This is a genomic window from Streptomyces sp. (genome assembly GCF_036524955.1).
Taxonomy (GTDB): domain Bacteria; phylum Actinomycetota; class Actinomycetes; order Streptomycetales; family Streptomycetaceae; genus Actinacidiphila.
Genome location: NZ_DATDBG010000172.1, coordinates 1 through 2,918, shown reverse-complemented (window position 1 = coordinate 2,918; position 2,918 = coordinate 1). Strand labels below are relative to the sequence as shown.

Here is a 2,918-nt window from a genome sequence, read left to right as displayed (position 1 = left end):
CGCCGCCACGGCGGGCCCCGGCGTCGGGGAGCGCACGCGAGAGGGCGGCCCGATGACCGACCCCTGGACGCCGTACACCGGCGCCGCCCGCGGCACCGGTGCGCCGCACGCGGGTACCGGCGGCCGGGTACGCGTCTACTGCTTTCCGCACGCGGGCGGCACGGCCCAGGCGTACCTCCCCTGGAGGCGGGCCGCCGCGCACGCCGGGCTCGAGATCGTCCCGGTGGAACTCCCCGGGCACGGTACGCGGTACCACGAGCCACTGCTCACCCGCGTGCACGAGGTGGTGGACGGCGTGCTCGGCTCCTTCCCGAGCACCGGGCCGTTCGTGCTGTTCGGCCACAGCATGGGGGCGCGTATCGCGTACGAGACCGCACTGCGACTGCTGGCGGACGGGCTGCCGCCGCCGCTGGCCCTGGTCGTCTCCGGCAGCCGTCCCGGCAGGCCGGGCGGTCCGGTCGGCGGTACGGACGAAAGCCTGCTGACGTGGCTGCGATCGCTGGGTGGCACTGCTGCCCCGGCGCTGGGCCACCGGGCGGTGGCGAGGGCGGTGGTGCGGACGCTGCGCGCGGACCTCGGGATGCTCGCCGAGCACGGTGCCCGGGTACGTCCGCCGCTGCCGTACCCGATCCTTGCCCTGGCCGGCGCGCAGGACGAAGTGGCGCCTCCGCACGCCGTCGCCCGATGGCGAACGCTGACCAGTGCGGACTTCCGGTACCACGTGCTTCCCGGGGGGCACTTCTTCCCGCACGAGCAACCGGAGCGGGTCGTCGCGGCCATCTCAGGGGTCCTCCAGCCGTCCGGTGGCGCCGGCCGCGGGCACACCGGGCGGCCACGGTAGCGCGGTCTGCGGGCCCTGCCTCGCGCCGTCGCGATGACGGCGGCCGGCGACGGCGTCCCGCACCGGCCGCCGTTCCCGGGCACGGACCGGCACCCCGCTTCCGCACCTCGCCGAGACCGCTCACGGAGAACGCCCTCCGCGGCGGCCTCGGCTCCGGCGTGCGCAACGCGGTACGTTGTGCGATCGGCGCCGGATGTGCGCCGCCACAGGCCGCCGGAGTCCGCGTCCCGTGCCGTTCCGGATCGGTGAGGTGCCCCGCCTTATCGGCGTCCGGTGACCGGGTCCGTCTCCTCGCGGAACGGACGCCATATCCGGATTCTCCCTTTTTCATCGGTCTGTTGCCGGTCGTAACACAACCGCAAAAGGGTGCTTTACGTTCCTGTATCAGCTATCGGAAGCCCCTTCCTGAAACCGGCGGGAAAGCATTATCCGATGTCCGGCGTCGTTATTGCGGCATCTCTCGTTAAAGGCTTATCATCAGCCCGCCGGTGGTCTGACTCCGGGTCTTCCTTGCTTGGAAGGATCGACATGACGATGTTGATGTTGTCCATTCCCGCACGGCCGTGTACCACCCGTCGCCCCGACCAGTCGCGCGCCGGAGCGTCGGCGCCGAGGTGACGCGGCAGGTGAACGGCCCGAGCACCGGGAGTCGGGTGACGACCCGTCGCGCCATCTGGCCGTCGGTCGTGCCGAGGCGACAACGTCGCGGTCCTGGCTGCTTATGGGAGCCGGCGGTTCGGCGTCCGCGGATCCCGCGGCGGATTCCCGAGCGGTACCGGCCGGGTGTCCGCGTGACGGCCGCCTGTGCGACACCGCCCTCAGTATCGTCCGCCGCACGGAACGGGACAGGATCACCGCCGCCGACGGCCTGCCGCGGCCACCGGGAACACGCCCTGTAAACCTATGGCCTGACCACTCCGGAAAGTGCCCGGTGTAATCACTCGCGACTCGCCTCGTGACCGCGCACAGATTCTGCCTGCATTCCCGTCGGAATCACACCCGTTCGTCCGCTTCGGCTCCCCCCTCGTGTCCGAGAACTGGAGGGTGGAAGGAGATGATTCCATAGAGAGTACTAAAGAAAAAGGAAAGGAGCACTCTGTCGAGATCCAGGAGTGATAATGACCAGCCTGGGCTCTCCTGTCCCGCCGCCGCAGACCGGGGTCGCCGCCGACCCCGAAGCCGGCCGGGGAGCGGACGGCCGCGCCACGGAAGCCGACCGGTCGTACGGCCGTGCCCGGTGCTGCGCCTCGGCCGCGGAGACGGCAGCGGAGGTGGCCGCGAGGGCGCACCAGCGATACGCGGAGCCCTCCTTCCCGGTGAGGCGGCCGGTAGGTGTGGGGGCGGTCGACGCGGCCCGGCTCCCGCCTGACGCCGAAAGGCTCCCAGCGGTCCGCCCTCCCCGACGGGACGGTCCCCGCTCCCGGTCCGTGGAGAGGTCGGCGTCCCTGGTGACACCTCCCGCGGCCGGACCGCGACGAACAGGTTCCTTGAGTGCCACCGCCGAGTGCTACCGCCGCTTCGGCACTTCGACACCGCCCAAGACCCCGTAATCCCGAGGGAAGGTCCCCCACATGTCCGAAGACCGGGCCACTGCCCATAGAAAGCTCTACACGATCACCGAAATGGAGCGGATCAGCGGGCTGGCCGCGCACACCCTGCGCTGGTACGAGCAGTTGGGGCTGATCCACAACGTCAGCCGTGGTCCTGGCGGACGCCGCCGGTACAGCGCGGACCACCTGGGGTGGCTGGAGCTGATCGGCGTGATGCGGGCGGCCGGTCTGAGCGTGGACGACATGATCCGCTTTGCGGCACTGACCCGGCAGGGTCGCGACACCTTCTCCACCCGCTGCGGCATCGTCCAGCAGTACCGCGACGACTTCCATCAGGAGGTGGAACAGCGCGACGAGGCGCTGCGCCGGTTAGAGTCCCTCGTCCAGAGCCTGCCCGCGTCCGTGGCGGACTGACCCGCGGGGCCGTCCTCGACGGACGGGGGTGACGCCCATGGCTCTCACCGGACGGTGGTCGCCGTGGGCGTGACCGCGGCTGCCGATCGGCGGGGCGCCGCCGGTCGCGCCGG

General features: G+C 71.4%; 2 protein-coding genes. Both read left to right on the top strand.

Features of this window, described 5'->3' with window-relative positions; genetic code table 11:
* Positions 1-841: thioesterase II family protein (locus tag VIW71_RS13580; protein WP_331622422.1), on the top strand; the 841-nt coding region annotated here is incomplete at its 5' end.
* Between the two features lie 1,571 nt (positions 842-2,412).
* Complete coding sequence (locus VIW71_RS13575) at positions 2,413-2,805, top strand: MerR family transcriptional regulator (protein ID WP_331622421.1); 393 nt, start codon at positions 2,413-2,415, stop codon at positions 2,803-2,805.
* Positions 2,806-2,918: the final 113 nt, after the last annotated feature.